The sequence below is a fragment of the Deinococcus misasensis DSM 22328 genome (assembly GCF_000745915.1).
Taxonomy (GTDB): Bacteria; Deinococcota; Deinococci; order Deinococcales; family Deinococcaceae; genus Deinococcus_C; species Deinococcus_C misasensis.
On the sequence record NZ_JQKG01000038.1, the window covers coordinates 1 to 17,650 of the forward strand.

Consider the following 17,650-nt stretch of genomic DNA (forward strand, 5'->3'; position numbering starts at 1 on the left):
GGTCCTTACGATCTGGGCTACACACGTACTACAATGGGAAATACAGCGCGCTGCAAGCCGGCGACGGTGAGCGAATCGCTTAAAGTTTTCCTCAGTTCAGATTGCAGTCTGCAACTCGACTGCATGAAGTTGGAATCGCTAGTAATCGCGGGTCAGCATACCGCGGTGAATACGTTCCCGGGCCTTGTACACACCGCCCGTCACACCATGGGAGTGGAATGCAGCTGAAATTGCCGGGAGCTGAGAGGCAGGTACTTAGGTTGTGTTTCATGACTGGGGTGAAGTCGTAACAAGGTAACTGTACCGGAAGGTGCGGTTGGATCACCTCCTTTCTAAGGATCGTCCACTAGAGCTTCTTCTTCTTGCCATTCATCAATGACCCCCGAGCATCCGTGCTCGGGGTTTCGTTTTGGTCTTGTTTTGGGCTGGAACACGCAGGGCGACCTGTGGTGTTCCAGCCTTTTGTTTGCTTGGTTTGATTCATGCGCTGGATCCCTTGAAAGGGTGACCCTCATTGTGACTTGTGCATTTTTTGCTCCACTTCTGCTGTGTAGTACACTGGAAAAGTTGACCTTTCGGGGTCCCAGAGGAGCAAGCAGAGTATGGCAAGAGCACACATCATCACGAAGAACTATCAAGTGGTATGAATTCGCTCATCCTCAATTTGATTTCAAGTGGAAATCAAGATGAAAAAACCACAAAATCAAGTATGGACGACACACAAATTTGGGGGGGCCAGAGACCGGGGTCAGGACGCAAACCCAAACCACGCTTCACACCTGCAGACCTACAGGAAATAGAAACAGCCCTCAGCGAATACCAGAGCATTCTGAATCAGGGACTTTTCCCTTCAGACCAAAACGCCAAGGTGCTCAAGTTGGTGCGGCTGGTCCACAGCATCCGAACCTCTGGCAAATATTGAGCACCTTACTTTTGGTCCTACCTGCCACACTCCAATACAGTTTTTCCATCTGTCCCGGTATACAGCACAGAGCATTTCTCTAAGGGATTGCAACCAACCAAAAGCAACACCACAACTGCCAGAACTTTTTTCATAACTTCACCCCTTGCAATACCCGATTCACACTGTTTGCAGCAGTGGTTATGGATTCTTCGGCCTTATCAAGGCTGCGGTTTGCCCTGGCCAGTTCTCTGGTCACAAACACTGCTGTGGCGGTACTGGCCAGTCCTACCACAATGAACCCTGTAACCATAATCATTTCGGACCTGCTGAGTTTCTTCATGTCACCACGCATTCCATTTCACGGTGTGCAGCTCTGGATGTCTTCTGGCAATGGTCAGCACCCGGTCTGTGTAAACATAAGCCTTACAGCCACACTCTGAGGCCCACACAGACAAAGGATAACCACCACAGGTATATCCACATTCATAAGTCAGATATGCTTCAAAGCCTTTTGGACCCATCCCATAGATTCTTAAGGTGTTTCTGAGGCTTACCTTTGCAGCAGGGTACGTGCGCCTGATTTTCTTCATGTACCGGATCCCGGCTTTAAGGGCTTGGTCCAGACTCATGGGGGGATAATAGACACCCACATCCTTACAGGCAATCTCAGTCATCTGAAGCGGTCCTACAGCTCCTGCACTGTTGCGTGTCAGATCAGTGGATGGATGCTCGGCAAAGATATGCCCGAGCAAGAAATCCAGAGGGTAATTTTCCTGTTCAGCCACCACTGCCATGGCCACCGCAAGCTTTCTGCGTTCCAGGGCACTTTGCTGAAATCCTTCTTTCTTCAAAGCAGCATCAGTGGCATCCACAAGCTTTTCCCTGTCCCATGCAATTGCAGGGGTGTTGTCTGGAGGATCCACGTCTGTGGGTGCACGTTTTGCAGCAGTTTTGGCTTTCTGTTTCCGCACTACGCGCACAGTAGAAGGGGTGAGTGCGCCAGCCAGAAGCAGGACGCCAATCACCAGCAGGGCGGTTTTTACTTTTGGTCTTTCCATCCTGAATCCTCATTTCCGTGCATGGATCTGATGGTCAGCACGTTGTGCCGGTTTTTGGTTTGCCAACCACCCCGGAGATACCAAGTCATGGCATTGATGTCTTGGTATCTGCCCTTACTGGATCTGACCAAACCGGCCACATGATTGAAGCTCTTGGACGCTGCAGGAGATACCAGTACTTCCAGCAGGGGAACCGGCACAGCAGGAGGCAGCACCAGAGCCTGACTGGTAAACGGCCCCAAGGGGTTCACTCTGGATCACTCCAGGCAGCTCCTTGGGAGACCCTGAGACCCCCAAAATTGGCCACTGGAACAATCAGTGATCCATAGGCGTAGGTGGCCAGAGATGGGTTGTACTGCAAATTGGCCTGCACTGCTGCATTTGCCTGCTCTACAGTGGCCCCGTTGTACGTATCTGGGTGCAGCACAATCTCACCCGCACGGGTCCAGGAGCCTGACAACAAGATTTCTACAATGAATTGACTGTGGTGCATCATGCCCTCCCGAGGGACAAACTCAACCCTGTAAACGACAGGGTTTGAAGGTTGGTTTTGGTGATGGAAGCAGCAAACCTGAACCCCACGACTGGCAAAGTGTTCCCGTTGACTGCATAACCGTCTGAGTTGATATACAGCCCAAAACTGTTCCCGTTCCCCTCTCCAGTGGCAAACTGGCAATCATAGGATCTGGTGAACGTCCCTGCTATGTATGCAGCAGCTGTAACAGATCCGGACGTGCCTACAATAGATCCTCCAGCCCATGGGGACACAGACATGGCAGCATCACGCAACTGGGCGGAGACAGCGCTTTTTGATGGGGTGTTGACGCTCCCAGAACCCAATCCAATCAACTGATTCATGCCGAGCAGCAGGGTGTACACGTTGTTGGCATCTGGAGCTGCAATGTAATTCCCAGAGACAGCCCCAAGATTGGTGATATTGAAACCAAAGGCAGCGGCTGCAGTTGGACCAAACTGTATACGCCGGGTGTATTTGAGTCTCAGTTTTTGGCTGCTGGTTTTGGTGATGGTGATGGGGTTGCCTCCAGCATCCCTGAACAGCTCACGGACAGCCAGGTTTCCGCCAACAGTTGCAACAGGCGAAAATCCCCATTCGGTGAGATTGCCGTTTGCCTGGGCGAAATCGAATTCGCGTTCTCTGACAAGACTAAATTCGTAATTTGACAGACGTGTTTGGGACTGCGTGATGCTGTTGGAGGTCCGGGCGACCTCTGCAACCAGACCGGTCTGCCCAACTGCTGGAGCTGTCGAGCCAGTTCCTACCACTGCAAATGTATCAATGTCCAACAGGCCACTGGTACGCTGAAAACAGTAATCGAGGCCCTGATTCAGGATCAAGTTGTGCTGTTCTCCACTGGCCACAATAATCCCAGAACGGCTGATCAGGGACCATTCAAGCCAACCTTCCATTTTAATAGCCATTTGATCAACCATTTAGGGATCCTCCTGTGAATGCTGCAAAAGCAGCTGTTTGGATGTGCTGCTGAGGGCCATCATGCACAGTTACCACCAGTAGCAAACTGCCACCAGTCCAAGGGGCGAAACCTGCTGTTTGAATGTCCTCTGCTGCTCTCTGGATGATCGGCTCATACAGCTCTCCAGAGGTCCAAGGGGCGAAACCTGCTGTTTGGATGTCCTCTGCTGATCGTTCAATAACAGGTTCATACAGCTCTCCAGAGGTCCAGGGTGCAAAATTGCCCGTCTGAATGTCCTGCACATCGGCCAAAACGACCACATCAAAACGCTCTCCAGAAGTCCAAGGAGCAAAACCTGCTGTTTGAATGTCCTGCAGACTGATGGGGTACAGATTGCTGTGCAAGGTGCCCGCACTGGTGGCCAGCTGCAGCATGTAAGCGTGAGCTATGCCCTGATCCAAAAAAACAGGCTCCATGAACACGTACAGCTCATGCTCAATGGCGTACAGCTCATTCTGGACGCGATAACAGAGGGCTTTGCGGTCCAATGTCAGGTAATACAAAACAATGTCCGATCCGGGGATCTGATAGTTGATGGTGGCATCACAGATCAAAATGGGATCCACCCCTGCAAACGGGCCACGAAACACATACTGTCCTGCAGCTGCATCCCACTGTCTGCACTGAATCTGCTCGTTATCCTGCCAAGCAAACATGTGGCGAGCAGACTGATCAAAAGTCAGTGAAATGTGCCTTGCAGAAAGCGGAAGTTCTGGGAACGGTGCACCCGGCACAACCTCAGCCCAAATCCCGGCCTGATCCTGCAGCAAAATTAAGCCTCTTTTTTTATGCCAATACAAAATCCAGTTTGAGCCAAAAAGTGTCTGATACGATCCATCTCCTGTAACAGCCATCTGCAGCGGTCCCCGAGATAACGCAACCTCGGGGAGCAAAGTTTGTCCTCTTTTGGAGACTTTAACCGCTGGGGGGGTTGCCATTACTGCACCAGCACCTGATACTTAATTTCATCACCAGAGGTCACTGGTTCCAGAATCATGCCTTGCAGGTAACAGGTCACATTGATGGTGGTGCCTGGAAGCAGCACATGCGGGGTTCCGGGCATGCTTTGCTGGTCCAGCAGAATCACCCGGATGGGGTTGTCTCCGGTGTTCGAGTAAAAGCCCCTGCTGATCAGACGGCTCTGGTTGTCAGCCTCAAAATTCAGGGTTTGCCGAGTGGTCACCGGTGCCTCATAGGTGTCATAAATCAAAGGCAGTTTGGTCTGTAAGCGGGCATCGTAACGGGTGCGATCAGAAATGTTTTCTGGCGTGGGAACCACCCCATATTCCTGCTCCAGAATGCGGCTCACTCTGGACTGCGAACCGTACAGGGCTTTCACGCCAGCCATCAGTTCCTGAAATCCACACACCAGAGCGTGCTTTGCCTCTGGAAGCATGGCTTTCAGTTCTTTCAGATCCTGCAGGGGGTTCATGCAACCTCTTTCTGGGTCTCTTTTTCCATCTGAATGGGTTTTGACTGCAGGATGGCCAGATAAGTGAGCACTTGGCTCATGACCTCAGTGTTTCTCTGTACCACTGCAGATGTTTTGGTGGTCTGATACCACATGAACCAAACCAGAGCACCAGCAAGGCCCACGTTTTTCACCAACTCAAAAATGTCCATCACTGACCACCGCCACACTTGCCACCACAGCCACACCCCGAAGATCCAGAGCCACAGGGCTTAAGGGCTGCAGAACCTTTGGGGACCAGCAGGTAACCCACGGCAAAGCCCACTGCACTGGCCACCAGCCACCAGGTACTTTGTCCGATGCCCTGATAGAATCCCTGCTTGAAAAGTTGTTTTGGGGTGTCCATTATTTTTTGCCTTTCTTGTCACCAAACAGCACGGAGAAGCCCACACCGAGCAAGGCAAGACCACCCACCCCGAGGATCCAGGGCATATAGTTGGGCTGGTCAGGAATCATGGCAGTCCCGGTGCTGGTGGTGCCACTGGTGCCGGTGCTGGGCCAGAGTTCATCCGAAGTGGGAATTTTGATGCCCACACTGACACCAAAATCAGAAGATCCACTGCCCACAGATGGGGTGCTGGATCCGCTGCCTGATGTTTGTGCCGGAGGATTCAGGGTGAATTTCACCCCGAAGTCAGAGCCTGTGCCGGTTTTGTTGGCAATGGCTTGTTCTTTCAGTTGATCAACGCTGTAGAACGGCTGCAGGGCAGGCTGACTGGTCACAGAAAAGTCGCTCATGGGTGCTCCTTAAATGGGGTAGACAGGTGGACGGCCACCGGTGATTCCGCGAATGATGTCGAAGATGCCACCTGTGACAGGCACACCGGAAACGGTGCCAGGGGATGCAGCTCCATCTGGTAGAGGGTTGATTTTGGGAACATCCACACCCAGAGCTTTAAGGTTGCCGATCAGGTTCAGCTGCAGGGCATCCAGTTCACTCATGCGGGTCAGGATGGGCCTTTTCATTTCGGCTTTGCGTTTGCGCCATTCGTCTTCCAGCACCTTGTCGTAGCCTTCAGACAGATCGCGTTTGCTGTCACAAGCAGGTCTCAAAATCCAAGTGGTATTTCCTTGGCAGTCACTGACGTGACGTGCTTTGATGGCCTCAACAAGCTCTTGGGGCACACTCAACTGATCGATGTTGTTGGCTTGATCAATCAGGCGTTTCAGTTCGTTCTGGGCTTGATTCAGTTGTTGCTTCAGCTCAAAAATCTTGTCGTTTTTGCGCTGCAAAGCATCACGCTCGTTCTGCTCCTGAATCTTGCGCAGGATGTCGGCCTGAATGTCTGCAGGTTTGTCTGACAGGGTGTAACCGTTTGAGGTCAGAGGCAAACCGGGATTGGCCACCATGATGGGGTTGCTTGCACTGCCTGGTGCATTACCACTGGTGGCAGGTGAGGTGGCCACAGGTGCAGCAGGTTTCTGCATCACCCTGAAGGCCACGAAACCCACCCCACCCAACACAGCCACACCCCCGAGGGTGAGCAGGACGGTCATTGTCGTGTTGTCTTTTCCCATGTTCACCAGTCCTTTTTGATGGGGGTGTAACCCCAACCTTCTCCGATGTATTCGGTGTTGACGGTACCTGTGTCTTTCAGTTGGCTGATGGGGTAACCGGTGCTGATCCCCACGGTGACCTTTGGAAGGTCTGGATCTGCGTGATCTGGAATCAGCACCCCACCAATGGGCTTTTTGTATTGCCCCTGGCGCAGGAGGTACAAACCGGCGTAACCTCCTGCAGCCAGCACCCCGAGCAACAGAACCACCCCGGCGATTTTCTGACCGGGACGTTTCATCAGTCCACCAGCTTGAACGCCACGATGCCCGCCACCAGCACCCCTGCACCAATCAGGCCATAGAGCACGTATTTTTCATTGGCCTTGGCTGCAATTTTCCCCTGCTCAATTTGAGCATTGGCGTTTGCTTTGGCAATTTCTGCTTGAGAATTGGCCACAGAGATGGCAGTCTGGTCTGGAAACAAACCTTTGGCCACTGTGGGCAACACACCGATCAAACCACCTAAAAGGTCCATGTGTCTCCTTAGAAACCGCCACGCAGCATTTCTTCTGCTTTGGCATTGAGGGCCTGAGCATCCACAACCTTAATGGGTTGGGTCCAGGCGTTCAGACTGATTTCGTGACCGGCCTCAGCAGACCACTCGATGGGCACCGGGCTTTTCACGTTGATGAACAGCCTCCAGTCCTCTGGCAGGATGAACACATCCCGAGAGCCGAGGACCACAGCAGAACGGATGTTGGTCTGGTCCACTTCGTGCAGTTTCCTGAGAGGGGCATCAAAGATCTTCAGACCGATGGCGTCAGAGCCTGCAGGACGCTGGGCTGAAATGGTAACCTGGCCTTTGCTGGTCAGGTAATACACTTTCACCCGGTTGGTGTTGGCCTGTTTGACGAAAGTGACGGTTTCAGCGTCATAGTCCACTGCGTTGATGGTGGTCTGGGTCCAGTTGGCTCCGGCATCGCTGGAGATGTACACCCGCACATCAGGATGGTTCACAGCAGGCAGGTTGGGGGCAGATCGGGTGGACTTGCTGAATGCTCCACCGGTGTTGGACAGGTCCACAGTCAGGGTCAGGGGTGCATCAGGGGTGTGTGCAGCCTCGTACTTGGCCATCAGGTACATGGTGAAAGGGGTTTGCCCCTTCAAGCCGTACAGGTGGCCTTTGGGCACTTCAAGGTAGGCCAGAGGACTGAGGATGTTGATTTCTTGGCGTCCCAGTTTGAAATCGGCTTCAGTGAAGGCTGTGCTGCGGGATGCAGCCAGGGCCACGGCAATGTTCATCAGGTAGTTCATTGCAAGCTCCTTAGTTGAGTTCCTGGGCCACGACTTCGAAGTAAGACTTGGTCCAGTCAATCACTTCACTGGATTTCAGGCTGATCACCAAAGATTCGCCTTCGCGCAGGGTGATGCCGGGAACGTTCAAGTCTGCAGCCTGCACCAGCTGGGCTTTGAAGTCATCATTGCGCTGCTGGTCGGTAGACAGTTGACGCCAAGGGCCGTAAGGCAAGGCACGGAGGTTGGTTTCAAATTCGTCAGAGGGGCCTTCCACACCCACCACAAATTTAGAGCTGCCTGGAATTTTGTTTCCAGCGGCGTTTTTCAGCTCTGCAATGAAGTGGACGCCCTTCTGCAGTCCGTTTCGCAGTTCGGTGACGTTGGGGATGGTCCAGGTGGCCCCTTTGGGCACCTTCACGCGGAAAATCTCTGTGCGAACGTTTGCGGTATTGGCAGTCAGGGTGGTGTTGGTGTTGTCTTCACTGGAAATGGTGATGTTGCGGGTTCTGGCCATGTTGGTTTACTCCTTTAACGCAATGCAGGAAAGAATTCTTGGATGAAATGGGCTGCAGCAACACTGGCCACCCCGAGGCAACCGTATTGCAGAAGACCCGAGTTGTCAGGCACGTACTCAATGGCAGCCACGGCTCCGACCATCAGACCCAGTCGCAACAGTTGACGGTTGGACCCGAGCTTGGCGTCAATGGTCTGGGTGGCTTTGCCGTCAGCACCAGCGCGGTAATAGACCACATTGCCAGTGCTGTCTCTGGAAGCAATGCCGAACATGGCACGGTTGCTGACATAAGCAGACTTCTCGACAGCAGCACCAATCACAGCACCCACAGCAGTGGCGGAAAGACGGGGGTCTGTCAGCAGACCCATGATGTTGCCATCAGGTTTGGAAAGCAGTTGATTCTGATTCATGTGTTACCTCACTTCTTCTTTCCTGCACGCACTTCCCATTTGCCGGTGCTGGGCCTCTGGAAGAAAATCACGCTGTTGTGCGTCTTTCGGGTTTTGTCGGCAGCTTTTTTGGCTTCTGCTTTTGTGTCGTGTTCACTGACTTTCATGTTTCACCACCTCACACAGACCGGATTTCTTCGAAATACCGTGTGTAATCGGGCTTGCGCCTGATGATGCCAGCACGGTTATGAAGCCTGGAGATCAGAATGTATTCAGGACCGGCCACGTTCTTGATGGGCATGGCCAGCTGTCCCGGATCCGGAATGGTTGCAGAGAGGGTGGCCTCAATGTGCTTCCGGTTATTCACTTCCGTGGTTGGGAAAATCGCCCAAATGTTTACAGCGTTCAGCACCATTTGATGGATGGTGTACTGGCTCGTAGACGCAATTTTCTGGAAGGCGAAAACCATGTGAATCCCGAATTTGCGGCTTTCAGTGCAAAGCACATTTGCCTCAAGGCTGTACATGCTTTTGTTGAAGAAAGTGGGGGTTTCATCGGTGACAAACAGCACCCTGCAACCATCAGCGTCATACTCACCCAGTTCAAAAATGGCCTGATACAAAGCACTCAGAAAGGGTTTGAGGGGTTCCCCGAAGTTGGGCACCTCAAAGTGCACAGAGCCGTAGTGCTGGATCAGGGCTTTGATGCCTTCTGCTGTGTAAGTGGCAGTCAGCCGGTCCTTGGTGAACCGCTCCTTGTGGGCACAAAATTCACTGAACTCCCTGCTGGTGTTCAGCACCACCAGGTACAAGTACTTGGGCTCTGGAGTCTGGTAACCCTTGATGATTTCAGCCACGTAAAACGACTTGCCCGAGCCCATCTGACCGACGCAAGCAAACACAGGGGATTGACCACCGGCCATTACTCCTGCACCTCTTCAGGGGTTTCTGGTTCTGCTGGTTCTGAAGGAAGAATGACCACGCGCTCTCTGATCACCACAGGGGGATTGATCAGGGAAAGCACACCCAGAACCGCCAGAGAACCAAGAATGATGTATTCCAGTCGGGTGAGTTTCATACAGCACCTTTTGCATTGTGCTTGGCAAAAAATGCCACTGGATCAGTGAAATACTGTAAATTGGTTGCCTTGTCTTTTTCACTGTCACCTTTGATATTCCAACGTGACCAAGGCAAAGATTTTTTGATCACATCAAAATGCAAATGGACATTGTCGGTTCCACTGGTCCCCATTTTCCCAATGACTTGACCAGCTTTGACAACCTGCCCAACCCGGACAGCACGACTGGCCAAATGTGCATATCTGGACTGCACACCCAATTGAGGGTGATCAATAAGCACCAGCTGCCCATACCCACGCTTTGATAAGACAGGACTGGAATCCAGGACAATACCATCTGCAATGGCATAAATGGGTTCATTTAATCCTTTGTCAGCACGAAGCATGACGTAATCCAGACCTGTATGCCAACCATAACCCAGACGATATGTTCCATTTTTATAGTGACCCATGAAAGGAACAATAATTTTGCTGCCTACAGGATTAACCGGATAAACCACTTTCGATGTCATGTCTTTGCTCATGGCTCTCCTACGTGCTGGGGAAATTGGAAGCATCACCGAGGGCGAGTTGATCAAGGCCAATGTCACTGCTGCCCCTGCTGTCAGAAACAGGATCTTTTTCTGTTTTGGTGTAAGGGGTTGCATAATCTCTCCTGGCAGACGCAACGAAGTAACCGATGATCCCAACACCAGCAATCAACCTGACCCAGTCGGGCATTTGCTGGGCCACACCACCTGCTGAACTGCCATACTTGGCCAGCAGTTCAGGAAGACCGATCATGTCCAAAGCCACTTCAAGCATGTCGTTTTCAGCAATGGCTTCCTGATAACCTTTTTTGGCTGATTTCGGAAGGCCAACACTGGAATACTTGGCGATGTTCTCAAGCAGCTTTTTGGTGTCAATGGGCTTCAGTTCAACAGGGGGTTTGGTGTCCGTTTGACCATCAGAGGCAGAAGGGTTTTGGTTTGCTTGCGCCTGAAACGCGTCAAGGTCTGGAGCTGGATCCGTTGCAGGTGCACCAGGCAATTCCACATTCAGATCTCTGGGATCAAACTCAGACATGGCGACCTTTGAAAGTCAGTGCAGCAGCTCCACACAGCAGGGCACCAGCACCCAAAAGCAAGGGTGCAAAGGGTACTTTGCGAACTGGCTTTGCAGGAGCAGAAGAAAGCACAGGAGCAAACACTTTGGGCATTTCGCCATTGGTGGCCACCGTGACATCTGCAAGCACTTGCTGAGTGATGGGGTCCAGACCTGTTACCACTGGTCCTGTGGCTGCACCTGATGGGGTAGGGGAGACAACTGGTGCAGCCGGGGGATCAATGGAAGGAGCAGGAGAAGATGCAGGGGTTTTTTTCAGTCGGTCTGGATTCATCAGCCCCTCCGACTGGGTGCGCTTGCTGCCTTGGTGTAACCCTCTTTGCCACGCGCATACACGTAACGCGCCTGTTCACCAGCACCACGGATTTGGGTTTTGCCTTCGTTGTAAACCTCTTTGGTGGCGTCTGTGATGTCGTATCCCCATCCTCTGATCTGCCTGATCAGCAATGGAGAAACCACAATGATGGCAGCAAGTGCCCACAGGCTTGCTGGATTGTTTACAGCGTCTTTGGCAACAGCGTTAAACGTGACTTTGTCTGTGTCTGGAGTGGCACCGGGCGTCCCTTTGGGCACCAGTTGCTCAATGCTGCCACTGAAAAACTGATTGGCTTTGTCAAATGGTCCAGTGAGCTGACTTTTCAATTCATCCAGCTCTTTTTTCTGCTGAACCGCCATACCAACCGGGATCAAACCCAAAATGATAGGGAGAAGACGCACCAACCAAGGCCAAATGATTGCAATGACTTGCATTATTTGATCACCGTGATCCAAAAGTAGAAAGTTTGAGTCTCAGCAATCCAGCCTTTACGGGGCCTGAAAGTCTTTCCAATGAAATTGGATTTGGGCATTTTGACTTTGGGATGCTGGGCTTCAAATGCGGGAACCACAACTTTTCCCCAGAAATCCCAAGTCCCACCGTTTTCAGCAAGAAACTTCAACACCCATGCAAGTGCTGCTGACTTGGCTTTCAGCTTGATCTTGTGATCACCAGGGGGCAGTTTATCGATTGGGGTATCAAGTGTCCGACTGATAACGTCCATGGGTTCAGTGTGATTTCAGTGTGGTTTCAGTTCAATGACAGCACGTAACTCCATTGCGTTACTCCATGATGGATTTCCATGACGGCTTTTTGTTTGTTTCAAATAAAAAAATCCTCCTGTTTTGGAGGACTTTTAAAGGCACTTTGCACTGTTATTTGATCCTGACCACGGCCTCAAAAAGACACTCCAACTTTGCCCACACTGCTGCACCCACAGCAGGACTGGCCTTCACTCGGGTGGCCACAGCTGGATCTGCCAGCAGGGTGTACTTGTCCAGAGTTCCAATTTCAGTCAGGATGGCCTGAGCCGCTTTGGGGTTCTGCAGCAGAGCCGTCAGGATGTCCTGATCTGACAGGTCTTCTGCTTTGATGGGGTTTTTCTTCCGGGCCATCTTTGCAGCCAGTGTTTTGGCACTGGCACTGACAGCCAGAGGACTGGTTTTGTTCAGCTTGGGTGTACGTGGTGGATTAATTGCTGTTCCAGACATGTTTTTTCTCCTCCGCACAGGATGCGTTTTAAGGCGTCTCGAAACTCTTTCAGGTATCAGAAGAGGGGGGATTTTCACAGATGGAACATCCAGCAGTTCCACCCACTTGGATGGACTTGACCGGCAAAATCACCACAGGTTTCCCGACACCTTCAGCGTCCTTCTCAATCATGATCAGCAGGTCTGACTCTGAACCGGGAAATGCCTCCGATTCTGGAAGCACCCGGATCCATGGCAGGTCTGCAGTCTGCAGGTACTGAAAGGTGATCAGTTGCAATGCAGCTTCTTCACCATCTTCTTGCAGGACAGTGCGGTTCTGGAGTGCTCCGGGAATGACAAGGGGTGTTCCTGCAGGGTACTTCTGCAGGGCTTCGACCAGCTGGTCTGTGGTGATCATCTTTTCTTCCTCCGGGGTGCTTTTCTACGGGGTTGCACTGCATTGGTTTTGGGGGTCTGTGCACGTCTTTCAGCGTTCTTTTTTCGGGTTGCAGCAGCACGTTTGGCTTTGTCCGAAAGGTGGCCAGCTTTCATCAAGCGGCTTTCCATGTCCTTGAGGGCCTGGGCCTTCTCTTCTTCCAGAATTCCTGCAGCAATATCTGCTTCCAGTTCCTTCAAAGCGGCCATGGTCAGCTCACCGGCCTTCACTGCTTTACGGGCTTTCGGGTAGACCACTCGGGCAAACACAGGAAGGTCGTAACCGTATTCGTTGGTCTGGTGCTTGATGTAGACCTTCACCAGGTCACCATCCATGTACCGTTCTTCAACGGTCTCACCCTTCAGGCGCTTCAGGGACATGGACACGTCAGGGAAAGGGTTTTCCACAAAACGGCCACTTACGGGGTCTTTCCAGCGTGTGATCAGCACCTCTACCCTCACCAATTTTTCTTTTGGGGTTCTGGACACCTTTTTAGCCGTCTTGGGTTGACGTGTTGGAGTTTTGGCGGCTCTGGCTTTTTTCACAGCAGGTTCATCCCCAACATCTGGTCTGCAATGTTGGACTCGGGTTTCTTCCCGCTCTGGCTTCCCGTGTCGGGCACCTGACCCAGTGCCTGATCCAGCACCTCATTCAGCACTTGAGACAGACTGACACCACGGCTTTGCGCCACGGCAGAAATGGTGTTGTAGTGCTCTGGTTTAACGCTGATGGGCTTGCTTTTGCCTTCGTTCTTCATTCGACTTCTTCCCCTTTCAGGTGTGCAACTTCGCTTTTCAGCAAGGCATTTTCTTTCTGCAGGCGCTGGAAACTTCCACGGCGGTATTCCTTGTCGGACACACCGCACAAGTAACCACCCAAAGCGATCAAAAAGGCCACTACCACGTACATTTCTAGAGCTGACATTCAATCTCTCCATCACAGGTGCACAGCCAAGACATCTCACCGCAGTTATCACAACTGGGGTACAGAATTGCATCGCAACTGCAGCAAAGATCAGTCACCACGTTTGGAGTGTCTTCATTGGGTGAATTGTAAAAATCAGCCCATGCAGAAAATAACGTTCCACAGTTTTTGCATTTGCAGAGCGTTTGATTATAAGAATGATCTCCAAACCCATCTCCGCCGATAAACGCAGGCATGATGCCTCCGGTTTCCTGCACATACAGGCTGTCAGGTACTGCAAGAGACTTGTAAACCATGGTCACATGCTGAAACTTCTGCTCTGGGCTTTGCAGCATGGGCATGGTGTTCACCAGATGCTGAGGGATCACAATACGTCTGTCCAAAATTCTGCCTTTCATGGGTTAACCTCCTGGTAGGGGTGAGCTTTCACAAAATCTCGGGTTCTGCGAACTGTAAGCTTTTCAACACCTGCATTTAGCTGATCGAACAAAGGGTGTTTTTCCCTCTCTAGCACCTGAACCACATGCAGGATTTCCCGACTTTCCAAATGGGCCACCTCATGGGCTATGACTTCCCACAGCTCCTGAAAAGATTCCATTTGTGATGGGTCAAAATGGATGTCTGCCACCAAATAGGCATCCATGTAAAACACCTGTGCCAAGTGGTTTTCTTCACGTCTGGTAGCAGTCAAATTGATTTTGATTTCTGCAGGGATTCCAAAGAATTTCTTCGCTTCCAATCTGGCCAGTTCCGCAATTTCCAGTGCCTTCTCGGGATCAAGCATGGTGGCCACCAAACATGAGACTGAAACCCACCGAAAACACGAAAATGAACAGCAAGAACGCCAATGCAGATACCACAGCCCAAAACAGAACAAACAGAACGGCCAGAACAGCATCAAAAAATTCGGACCAGCTCATGCCTCCACCTTTCCAACCCGGTAACGGGGCACATCTTTCAGCTCCTGCCAGAAACCGTCACGCTTCCACTCGTCAATCAGTCGAGCACCAGCATTTTTCCTGCAGGCACCCTCGCGCTGGGCAATGTCCATGCGCTGGATGCAGTTCATCAGGTATTCAAGTCGGTCAATGCCCTGATCCAGCAGGCGCAGGGTCTGCCAGAGCACATGGCGGTAAAGATTCACGCTGTGGTGATCGCGCAATTTGGCTGCAATCCCGTCAGCCATCACAGAAACCAATGCGCTACGTTGGGCAAGACGGGCATCCCGAAGGGTTGGCAGGTCGAAAACGTCCCAATCGGCATCCGAGGCGCACCGGAGAGTCATAGATAACGAATTCTGGTTAAGTTTGGAGGGGGATAACGTCCAATTACTTACTAATAAGTTTGTGTTTATTACCTCTTCAGATATATCTTTTGACTCTCCGATCCCCGTATTCAGGGATTTCCAAGCGGTTTTTCCGGCCTCCACATCTGCGTTCAAATCGCGGTACTGGTGCTGGAGGTCTTCGGTTCTGACCTTTGGCCAGATGTGGGTATGACGGGGGTTCAGCTTCACACAGCACACAGAACCGGTTTTACGGCTCTTGCCCTTCAAGTCCCCTGTCTTTCCCTTCACTGCCACCAGCCCTGCTGCTGTAAGCCCTTTGAGAGCGTCATAGAAGGTGGTCTTCTTGTAACCAGCGTGAGCCATGATGAACTCTGCTGGAATGTGAAAGGTCACGGTGGTCACTGCCTTACTGAGTCCTGCAGCCCGAGCATGCACCATGGCAATCTCAAGGAAGCTTTGATAGATGCGGTCCTGAGCTGCACTCAAATGCAGCCGTTCGTACTCGGGGCAGTCCAGAGTACGCCTGATGGTCTCGGCCACACTTAAACGCGGTTCTGGGGGCTCAGAGCGCACATCATCCCGTCCTCTGGTCACTGCTTTGAAAGATTTGAGGGTACTGGTACTGGGCTGAGGAATTGTAAGGGGTTGTGCGATATCCCCCAATTCCAAAACGCGTTTTTTTGATGGGGTGGCCACCGTGACATCTGCAAACAAGGCACTTTGTTCAGCAATCCGAGCGGCTTTCTCTTCCCCGAGGTTTTTGCTGATGTAAAAGCTGGGATCGAATTTGCCCCTCATGCCCCACGCTCCTGCAGGGCCTGCTGTCCCATCACACGGGCACCCAATCGCATGAGGGAGCACAGCACATGGATGCACTTCTCTCTGATCTGGGCATTCTCAGGTTGGTGCTCCTGCTCTTTGTGAGCATAGGGACGCCAGTAATCCAGCACGGCATGCTGCAATTTCTGGATGGCCTTCAGGTCTCCCTGTTCTGCATAGATTTGTCCGTTTTTTTCCGCCAGTGCAAGATGTTCAAGTGTTTGGGCGCGGTTCATGTCAGGCTCCAAACAGGCCAGAAGGTTTGCTCTGGGCCTGTCTTTCTTTGGCAAGGTTTTCGTGGGTTTTCTGAATGGCTTGTTGCAACTTCTTGATGATGTTGGCCACCAGCTGCTGATCAGCAGGGCGGTCAGCAGGAATCCGGGGCAGGGATGCAGACAGGTCATCGAGGGCCTTTTGAATCCAGAGCAGATCACCAATTTCGGTTCTGTATTTCAGTGCAGGGCCACCGGCAATGTACGCACGGTTTTTGAGGTCCATCATTTGCAGGGGGTTCAGGGGTTCAGTGCTCACTGATGGATCCCCAAGGCATGACGAATGTTTCTGAGGGTGTTGGTGCAGCCACGTTCATAACCACGCGCATCCCCTTCTGAACGTCCAAGGCGGTAAACCTCGACCATGGCCATGCAGATTTTGAAAGCTGATTCAGGATCCTCAAGGAACCCCACTGGAAGCTGAAACAAAGCCCCTTCTTCACCACACTCGCACATCTGGGCCTCACCATAAAAATTCACGACAATCTCTAAGCCGTATGCGGTCAAAGCTTGATTGGTGGCTTCTAATCGGGCTTCCCACTCGGGTTTCAAGCGGTTTTGATGGTCCAGAGGGCTCAGCTCATCCATGTGTTTCTGCTCGATGGCAGCTTTCAAGTCTTCGTTCATCAAGCCACCTCCACAGCAGGGGACACCAAAGCAGGATCGGTGACCAGTCGGGCCAGCGTGGGCAAAAAGTGCTCTCGGGCCTCACGCACAGACACATCCCGGTCACCAATCTGGAAACCAGCGAAACGGACCTTAGAAGCAGAAGATTTCTTCATACATCCTCCCTCATACCTAAGTTAGGTATTAAGTCTGCGACCTGACAATTTAGGGCTTGGGCAATTTCAGACAAAAAATTGACGCTGGGACTGTGTTTCCCTGCTTCAATCTCACTGATATAGCTCTGATTTTTGTCAGTCCCCCACAGCCTTACGGCAAGTTCTTTCTGTGTCAAAGACGCGTTTTCACGCATTTCTTTGATTTTGGTGCCTACAGCCTCTTTCATAAGTCAAAGATATCACACATGTATGAGGTCACTCAAGACCATCACATATATGTGATTGTAAACACAAGTATGAAGGATTAAGGTGGTTATACATAAGTCATGGCAGGAGTTGTGCTGATGGAAGAAAACTCGATGACAGCGCAAGAAATTGGTGCATTTCTGGCCAAAAAACGCAAGGCCCTAGGGCTGACTCAGCCACAAGTGGCCGAGCTGGTAGGGATGACTTCATACCAATACTTAAGCTATATTGAGAATGGAAAAGTTAACGTCCTCAGATCTGAATATTTTGATGATCTGGTAAAAGCACTTCGCCTTTCAGAGGAAGAAGTGAGGACGCTGAAACCTAGCGCAATCATCACGGTTGCGCCAGATACTCCTGTTACACCTCAAACCTCGTATAGAACAGTGGAAATCCCTGCAGGCTTACAGGAATTGATCGATGGACTCAGCCACAAATGGCCAGAGCTGCAGGATCCTGACATCCAGCAGGGACTTGCACAGATCAAACGCCGGGGGCCTGGACCAGAGACCTTTGATGAGTGGCTGGACTTCTATTCAGCCATCAGAAAGCACCTGAGAAAGCGGGAATAGCT

The 17,650-nt window shown here is 51.7% G+C and carries 37 protein-coding genes and 1 rRNA gene; 3 read left to right on the forward strand and 35 right to left on the reverse strand.

Features of this window, described 5'->3' with window-relative positions:
- Both Q371_RS18200 and Q371_RS18205 read left to right on the forward strand, forming a co-directional pair.
- A 16S ribosomal RNA gene (locus Q371_RS18200) occupies positions 1–332 on the forward strand; the annotation flags it as partial.
- A 377-nt stretch (positions 333–709) separates the two neighbouring features.
- A complete protein-coding gene (locus tag Q371_RS18205) occupies positions 710–922 on the forward strand; it encodes a hypothetical protein (RefSeq protein WP_034343034.1) in 213 nt (70 codons plus the stop codon).
- A gap of 130 nt (positions 923–1,052) precedes the next feature.
- Here Q371_RS18205 and Q371_RS18210 read toward each other — a convergent pair whose 3' ends face one another.
- From Q371_RS18210 to Q371_RS18370, 35 genes are all read right to left on the reverse strand, one after another.
- Positions 1,053–1,244 carry a hypothetical protein gene (locus tag Q371_RS18210; protein WP_157442802.1) on the reverse strand — a complete coding sequence of 64 codons (192 nt, stop codon included), beginning with the start codon at positions 1,242–1,244 and terminating at the stop codon, positions 1,053–1,055.
- Position 1,245: 1 nt separating this feature from the next.
- Positions 1,246–1,962, reverse strand: coding sequence for a lysozyme family protein (locus Q371_RS18215; RefSeq protein WP_034343041.1), 717 nt, complete (start codon positions 1,960–1,962; stop codon positions 1,246–1,248).
- Positions 1,963–2,209: 247 nt separating this feature from the next.
- On the reverse strand, positions 2,210–2,458 hold the full coding sequence (locus tag Q371_RS18225; RefSeq protein WP_034343044.1) for a hypothetical protein: 249 nt from the start codon (positions 2,456–2,458) through the stop codon (positions 2,210–2,212).
- Positions 2,455–3,414 carry a hypothetical protein gene (locus tag Q371_RS25990; protein ID WP_157442803.1) on the reverse strand — a complete coding sequence of 320 codons (960 nt, stop codon included), beginning with the start codon at positions 3,412–3,414 and terminating at the stop codon, positions 2,455–2,457. The genes Q371_RS18225 and Q371_RS25990 overlap by 4 nt, the downstream gene beginning before the upstream one ends.
- The gene (locus tag Q371_RS18235; RefSeq protein WP_157442804.1) at positions 3,407–4,393 is read right to left on the reverse strand and encodes a hypothetical protein; all 987 of its coding nucleotides are present in this window, start codon (positions 4,391–4,393) and stop codon (positions 3,407–3,409) included. The genes Q371_RS25990 and Q371_RS18235 overlap by 8 nt, the downstream gene beginning before the upstream one ends.
- On the reverse strand, positions 4,393–4,887 hold the full coding sequence (locus Q371_RS18240) for a hypothetical protein (RefSeq protein WP_034343050.1): 495 nt from the start codon (positions 4,885–4,887) through the stop codon (positions 4,393–4,395). Before Q371_RS18240 ends, Q371_RS18235 begins: the two co-directional genes overlap by 1 nt.
- A 190-nt stretch (positions 4,888–5,077) precedes the next feature.
- A complete protein-coding gene (locus Q371_RS18250; protein WP_034343057.1) occupies positions 5,078–5,272 on the reverse strand; it encodes a hypothetical protein in 195 nt (64 codons plus the stop codon).
- Complete coding sequence (locus Q371_RS18255) at positions 5,272–5,664, reverse strand: hypothetical protein (protein WP_034343060.1); 393 nt, start codon at positions 5,662–5,664, stop codon at positions 5,272–5,274. Before Q371_RS18255 ends, Q371_RS18250 begins: the two co-directional genes overlap by 1 nt.
- Positions 5,665–5,673: 9 nt before the next feature.
- Positions 5,674–6,423, reverse strand: a complete 750-nt coding sequence (locus Q371_RS18260; RefSeq protein WP_157442805.1) for a hypothetical protein — start codon at positions 6,421–6,423, stop codon at positions 5,674–5,676.
- A 23-nt stretch (positions 6,424–6,446) separates the two neighbouring features.
- Positions 6,447–6,722 (reverse strand): hypothetical protein, encoded by a 276-nt coding sequence (locus Q371_RS18265; RefSeq protein WP_034343067.1) that lies wholly within the window; start codon positions 6,720–6,722, stop codon positions 6,447–6,449.
- Positions 6,722–6,958: a hypothetical protein gene (locus Q371_RS18270; RefSeq protein WP_034343070.1), complete on the reverse strand. Its 237-nt coding sequence runs from the start codon at positions 6,956–6,958 to the stop codon at positions 6,722–6,724. Before Q371_RS18270 ends, Q371_RS18265 begins: the two co-directional genes overlap by 1 nt.
- A gap of 8 nt (positions 6,959–6,966) precedes the next feature.
- Positions 6,967–7,737, reverse strand: coding sequence for a hypothetical protein (locus Q371_RS18275; RefSeq protein ID WP_034343073.1), 771 nt, complete (start codon positions 7,735–7,737; stop codon positions 6,967–6,969).
- A gap of 10 nt (positions 7,738–7,747) precedes the next feature.
- Positions 7,748–8,233 carry a hypothetical protein gene (locus Q371_RS18280; protein WP_034343076.1) on the reverse strand — a complete coding sequence of 162 codons (486 nt, stop codon included), beginning with the start codon at positions 8,231–8,233 and terminating at the stop codon, positions 7,748–7,750.
- 14 nt (positions 8,234–8,247) lie between these two features.
- The gene (locus Q371_RS18285) at positions 8,248–8,643 is read right to left on the reverse strand and encodes a hypothetical protein (protein WP_034343078.1); all 396 of its coding nucleotides are present in this window, start codon (positions 8,641–8,643) and stop codon (positions 8,248–8,250) included.
- 8 nt (positions 8,644–8,651) lie between these two features.
- The gene (locus Q371_RS27195) at positions 8,652–8,789 is read right to left on the reverse strand and encodes a hypothetical protein (protein ID WP_157442806.1); all 138 of its coding nucleotides are present in this window, start codon (positions 8,787–8,789) and stop codon (positions 8,652–8,654) included.
- A gap of 11 nt (positions 8,790–8,800) precedes the next feature.
- Entirely contained in the window at positions 8,801–9,544 is a 744-nt protein-coding gene (locus tag Q371_RS18290; protein WP_034343082.1) for a type IV secretory system conjugative DNA transfer family protein, read from the reverse strand.
- Positions 9,544–9,699, reverse strand: coding sequence for a hypothetical protein (locus Q371_RS27200; protein WP_157442807.1), 156 nt, complete (start codon positions 9,697–9,699; stop codon positions 9,544–9,546). The genes Q371_RS18290 and Q371_RS27200 overlap by 1 nt, the downstream gene beginning before the upstream one ends.
- Entirely contained in the window at positions 9,696–10,223 is a 528-nt protein-coding gene (locus Q371_RS26555) for a M23 family metallopeptidase (protein WP_169743885.1), read from the reverse strand. Before Q371_RS26555 ends, Q371_RS27200 begins: the two co-directional genes overlap by 4 nt.
- 7 nt (positions 10,224–10,230) lie before the next feature.
- Complete coding sequence (locus Q371_RS27205) at positions 10,231–10,764, reverse strand: hypothetical protein (RefSeq protein WP_034343084.1); 534 nt, start codon at positions 10,762–10,764, stop codon at positions 10,231–10,233.
- Positions 10,757–11,077 (reverse strand): hypothetical protein, encoded by a 321-nt coding sequence (locus tag Q371_RS18305; protein WP_034343088.1) that lies wholly within the window; start codon positions 11,075–11,077, stop codon positions 10,757–10,759. The genes Q371_RS27205 and Q371_RS18305 overlap by 8 nt, the downstream gene beginning before the upstream one ends.
- Positions 11,077–11,493, reverse strand: coding sequence for a hypothetical protein (locus tag Q371_RS18310; RefSeq protein ID WP_157442808.1), 417 nt, complete (start codon positions 11,491–11,493; stop codon positions 11,077–11,079). The genes Q371_RS18305 and Q371_RS18310 overlap by 1 nt, the downstream gene beginning before the upstream one ends.
- A gap of 59 nt (positions 11,494–11,552) precedes the next feature.
- Positions 11,553–11,843 (reverse strand): hypothetical protein, encoded by a 291-nt coding sequence (locus Q371_RS18315; RefSeq protein ID WP_034343094.1) that lies wholly within the window; start codon positions 11,841–11,843, stop codon positions 11,553–11,555.
- Positions 11,844–11,994: 151 nt separating this feature from the next.
- Positions 11,995–12,330, reverse strand: coding sequence for a hypothetical protein (locus tag Q371_RS18320; protein WP_034343096.1), 336 nt, complete (start codon positions 12,328–12,330; stop codon positions 11,995–11,997).
- Positions 12,331–12,379: 49 nt separating this feature from the next.
- Positions 12,380–12,727, reverse strand: coding sequence for a hypothetical protein (locus Q371_RS18325; RefSeq protein WP_034343099.1), 348 nt, complete (start codon positions 12,725–12,727; stop codon positions 12,380–12,382).
- A complete protein-coding gene (locus Q371_RS18330) occupies positions 12,724–13,194 on the reverse strand; it encodes a hypothetical protein (RefSeq protein WP_157442809.1) in 471 nt (156 codons plus the stop codon). Before Q371_RS18330 ends, Q371_RS18325 begins: the two co-directional genes overlap by 4 nt.
- A 92-nt stretch (positions 13,195–13,286) precedes the next feature.
- Positions 13,287–13,502, reverse strand: coding sequence for a hypothetical protein (locus Q371_RS18335; RefSeq protein ID WP_034343103.1), 216 nt, complete (start codon positions 13,500–13,502; stop codon positions 13,287–13,289).
- The gene (locus Q371_RS27210) at positions 13,499–13,669 is read right to left on the reverse strand and encodes a hypothetical protein (protein ID WP_157442810.1); all 171 of its coding nucleotides are present in this window, start codon (positions 13,667–13,669) and stop codon (positions 13,499–13,501) included. The genes Q371_RS18335 and Q371_RS27210 overlap by 4 nt, the downstream gene beginning before the upstream one ends.
- Entirely contained in the window at positions 13,657–14,067 is a 411-nt protein-coding gene (locus Q371_RS18340; RefSeq protein ID WP_034343105.1) for a hypothetical protein, read from the reverse strand. Before Q371_RS18340 ends, Q371_RS27210 begins: the two co-directional genes overlap by 13 nt.
- Complete coding sequence (locus tag Q371_RS18345; protein ID WP_034343107.1) at positions 14,064–14,453, reverse strand: hypothetical protein; 390 nt, start codon at positions 14,451–14,453, stop codon at positions 14,064–14,066. Before Q371_RS18345 ends, Q371_RS18340 begins: the two co-directional genes overlap by 4 nt.
- 132 nt (positions 14,454–14,585) lie before the next feature.
- A complete protein-coding gene (locus tag Q371_RS18350; protein ID WP_034343108.1) occupies positions 14,586–15,755 on the reverse strand; it encodes a hypothetical protein in 1,170 nt (389 codons plus the stop codon).
- Positions 15,752–16,012 carry a hypothetical protein gene (locus tag Q371_RS18355; protein ID WP_034343110.1) on the reverse strand — a complete coding sequence of 87 codons (261 nt, stop codon included), beginning with the start codon at positions 16,010–16,012 and terminating at the stop codon, positions 15,752–15,754. The genes Q371_RS18350 and Q371_RS18355 overlap by 4 nt, the downstream gene beginning before the upstream one ends.
- 1 nt (position 16,013) lies before the next feature.
- A complete protein-coding gene (locus tag Q371_RS18360) occupies positions 16,014–16,307 on the reverse strand; it encodes a hypothetical protein (RefSeq protein WP_034343112.1) in 294 nt (97 codons plus the stop codon).
- Positions 16,304–16,675 carry a hypothetical protein gene (locus tag Q371_RS18365; protein WP_034343114.1) on the reverse strand — a complete coding sequence of 124 codons (372 nt, stop codon included), beginning with the start codon at positions 16,673–16,675 and terminating at the stop codon, positions 16,304–16,306. Before Q371_RS18365 ends, Q371_RS18360 begins: the two co-directional genes overlap by 4 nt.
- Positions 16,675–16,830 carry a hypothetical protein gene (locus Q371_RS27215; protein ID WP_157442811.1) on the reverse strand — a complete coding sequence of 52 codons (156 nt, stop codon included), beginning with the start codon at positions 16,828–16,830 and terminating at the stop codon, positions 16,675–16,677. The genes Q371_RS18365 and Q371_RS27215 overlap by 1 nt, the downstream gene beginning before the upstream one ends.
- Complete coding sequence (locus Q371_RS18370) at positions 16,827–17,057, reverse strand: helix-turn-helix transcriptional regulator (RefSeq protein ID WP_034343115.1); 231 nt, start codon at positions 17,055–17,057, stop codon at positions 16,827–16,829. The genes Q371_RS27215 and Q371_RS18370 overlap by 4 nt, the downstream gene beginning before the upstream one ends.
- Positions 17,058–17,156: 99 nt before the next feature.
- Here Q371_RS18370 and Q371_RS18375 point away from each other — a divergent pair, with 99 nt between their 5' ends.
- Entirely contained in the window at positions 17,157–17,648 is a 492-nt protein-coding gene (locus Q371_RS18375; protein ID WP_084571526.1) for a helix-turn-helix domain-containing protein, read from the forward strand.
- The last annotated feature ends 2 nt before the right edge of the window (positions 17,649–17,650 follow it).

Coding starts and splice junctions, on each gene's coding strand:
- Q371_RS27215 (WP_157442811.1), bottom strand. CDS start 16,830: ATGAAGAAATCTTCTGCTTCTAAGGTCCGTTTCGCTGGTTTCCAGATT.
- Q371_RS18260 (WP_157442805.1), bottom strand. CDS start 6,423: ATGACCGTCCTGCTCACCCTCGGGGGTGTGGCTGTGTTGGGTGGGGTG.
- Q371_RS27205 (WP_034343084.1), bottom strand. CDS start 10,764: ATGTCTGAGTTTGATCCCAGAGATCTGAATGTGGAATTGCCTGGTGCA.
- Q371_RS27210 (WP_157442810.1), bottom strand. CDS start 13,669: ATGTCAGCTCTAGAAATGTACGTGGTAGTGGCCTTTTTGATCGCTTTG.
- Q371_RS18265 (WP_034343067.1), bottom strand. CDS start 6,722: ATGAAACGTCCCGGTCAGAAAATCGCCGGGGTGGTTCTGTTGCTCGGG.
- Q371_RS27195 (WP_157442806.1), bottom strand. CDS start 8,789: ATGAAAGTCAGTGAACACGACACAAAAGCAGAAGCCAAAAAAGCTGCC.
- Q371_RS18350 (WP_034343108.1), bottom strand. CDS start 15,755: ATGAGGGGCAAATTCGATCCCAGCTTTTACATCAGCAAAAACCTCGGG.
- Q371_RS25990 (WP_157442803.1), bottom strand. CDS start 3,414: ATGGTTGATCAAATGGCTATTAAAATGGAAGGTTGGCTTGAATGGTCC.
- Q371_RS18280 (WP_034343076.1), bottom strand. CDS start 8,233: ATGGCCAGAACCCGCAACATCACCATTTCCAGTGAAGACAACACCAAC.
- Q371_RS18290 (WP_034343082.1), bottom strand. CDS start 9,544: ATGGCCGGTGGTCAATCCCCTGTGTTTGCTTGCGTCGGTCAGATGGGC.
- Q371_RS18255 (WP_034343060.1), bottom strand. CDS start 5,664: ATGAGCGACTTTTCTGTGACCAGTCAGCCTGCCCTGCAGCCGTTCTAC.
- Q371_RS18335 (WP_034343103.1), bottom strand. CDS start 13,502: ATGAAGAACGAAGGCAAAAGCAAGCCCATCAGCGTTAAACCAGAGCAC.
- Q371_RS18365 (WP_034343114.1), bottom strand. CDS start 16,675: ATGAACGAAGACTTGAAAGCTGCCATCGAGCAGAAACACATGGATGAG.
- Q371_RS18250 (WP_034343057.1), bottom strand. CDS start 5,272: ATGGACACCCCAAAACAACTTTTCAAGCAGGGATTCTATCAGGGCATC.
- Q371_RS18325 (WP_034343099.1), bottom strand. CDS start 12,727: ATGATCACCACAGACCAGCTGGTCGAAGCCCTGCAGAAGTACCCTGCA.
- Q371_RS18305 (WP_034343088.1), bottom strand. CDS start 11,077: ATGAATCCAGACCGACTGAAAAAAACCCCTGCATCTTCTCCTGCTCCT.
- Q371_RS18315 (WP_034343094.1), bottom strand. CDS start 11,843: ATGGACGTTATCAGTCGGACACTTGATACCCCAATCGATAAACTGCCC.
- Q371_RS18275 (WP_034343073.1), bottom strand. CDS start 7,737: ATGAACTACCTGATGAACATTGCCGTGGCCCTGGCTGCATCCCGCAGC.
- Q371_RS18355 (WP_034343110.1), bottom strand. CDS start 16,012: ATGAACCGCGCCCAAACACTTGAACATCTTGCACTGGCGGAAAAAAAC.
- Q371_RS27200 (WP_157442807.1), bottom strand. CDS start 9,699: ATGAAACTCACCCGACTGGAATACATCATTCTTGGTTCTCTGGCGGTT.
- Q371_RS18215 (WP_034343041.1), bottom strand. CDS start 1,962: ATGGAAAGACCAAAAGTAAAAACCGCCCTGCTGGTGATTGGCGTCCTG.
- Q371_RS18270 (WP_034343070.1), bottom strand. CDS start 6,958: ATGGACCTTTTAGGTGGTTTGATCGGTGTGTTGCCCACAGTGGCCAAA.
- Q371_RS26555 (WP_169743885.1), bottom strand. CDS start 10,223: ATGAGCAAAGACATGACATCGAAAGTGGTTTATCCGGTTAATCCTGTA.
- Q371_RS18205 (WP_034343034.1), top strand. CDS start 710: ATGGACGACACACAAATTTGGGGGGGCCAGAGACCGGGGTCAGGACGC.
- Q371_RS18340 (WP_034343105.1), bottom strand. CDS start 14,067: ATGAAAGGCAGAATTTTGGACAGACGTATTGTGATCCCTCAGCATCTG.
- Q371_RS18285 (WP_034343078.1), bottom strand. CDS start 8,643: ATGAATCAGAATCAACTGCTTTCCAAACCTGATGGCAACATCATGGGT.
- Q371_RS18240 (WP_034343050.1), bottom strand. CDS start 4,887: ATGAACCCCCTGCAGGATCTGAAAGAACTGAAAGCCATGCTTCCAGAG.
- Q371_RS18370 (WP_034343115.1), bottom strand. CDS start 17,057: ATGAAAGAGGCTGTAGGCACCAAAATCAAAGAAATGCGTGAAAACGCG.
- Q371_RS18235 (WP_157442804.1), bottom strand. CDS start 4,393: ATGGCAACCCCCCCAGCGGTTAAAGTCTCCAAAAGAGGACAAACTTTG.
- Q371_RS18375 (WP_084571526.1), top strand. CDS start 17,157: ATGGCAGGAGTTGTGCTGATGGAAGAAAACTCGATGACAGCGCAAGAA.
- Q371_RS18210 (WP_157442802.1), bottom strand. CDS start 1,244: ATGAAGAAACTCAGCAGGTCCGAAATGATTATGGTTACAGGGTTCATT.
- Q371_RS18320 (WP_034343096.1), bottom strand. CDS start 12,330: ATGTCTGGAACAGCAATTAATCCACCACGTACACCCAAGCTGAACAAA.
- Q371_RS18345 (WP_034343107.1), bottom strand. CDS start 14,453: ATGCTTGATCCCGAGAAGGCACTGGAAATTGCGGAACTGGCCAGATTG.
- Q371_RS18225 (WP_034343044.1), bottom strand. CDS start 2,458: ATGATGCACCACAGTCAATTCATTGTAGAAATCTTGTTGTCAGGCTCC.